The following is an 808-nucleotide window of genomic DNA, read 5'->3' as shown; positions in this document are numbered from 1 at the left end:
ACCGCGTCTCGACGGAGCGCGGGGTGGGGAGTGCTCCCCATCGGACGGGTGTCGGTTTTCACCCGCTCTCCCGCTATCCTCGGTTGCGCGATCGGTGGGGCCGCCTCGTATGTGCGAGATCGAGGGGGCTGGAGAAGGGGACCGGTCGTCTCCCGATCCAACTCCTCGGAGGACCTGTGGGTTTCCTGGCGCGTCTGAACGAGCACCGCCGCACCGTCGCGTCGGTGAGCACCGTGTCGGTGTTCTCGACGGCGCTGGTGGGGATGGCGCTGTTCTACGAGGGCGAGGCCACGGCGGACGTGGACCTGAACGACTCGGGCGTGTGGGTGACGAAGTCGTCGGCCGGGTTGCTGGGGCGGTTCAACTACGAGTCCCAGGCGTTGGACGGGACGTTGAACGCGGGCAGCGCGTCGTTCGACGTGCAGCAGGACGCGGGCCGTGTGCTGCTGGACGACACCGGGACGAGCTCCGCGTCTCCCGTGAACGTCGCGCACCTGAAGCTGGACGGGCAGGTCCGTCTGCCGGCCGGGGCGCAGGTGGCGACGGGTGGCGCGACGACGGCGATCCTCAACGGTGAAGAGGGCCTGCTCTGGGTGCTGCCGTTCGACGGGGCGACGTCGTTCGACGCGGAGAAGCTCGACCCCGTGGCCGAGGTCGGCGGCGAGGGCGCGCTGACCGTGTCGCAGGACGGGACGGTCTTCGCGGCGATCCCGTCGACGGGGACGCTGTGGACGGTGGCGACGACGTCCAAGGGCACGGTGGACGGCGAGGCCTCCTCGGCGGGTCTGCCGGTGGGCAAGGGCGCCGA

General features: G+C 70.8%; 1 protein-coding gene. It reads left to right on the top strand.

Annotated elements, in window-relative coordinates; all coding sequences use genetic code 11:
* Positions 1-224: 224 nt before the first annotated feature.
* Positions 225-808 (top strand): hypothetical protein (locus G3I78_RS46430; RefSeq protein ID WP_164436571.1); only part of this gene is annotated, 584 nt, incomplete at its 3' end.

It is taken from the genome of Streptomyces sp. SID13726 (assembly GCF_010548375.1).
GTDB lineage: Bacteria > Actinomycetota > Actinomycetes > Streptomycetales > Streptomycetaceae > Streptomyces.
Note: the sequence above shows the minus strand (reverse complement) of the source record. Positions and strands in the feature narration are given on the sequence as shown.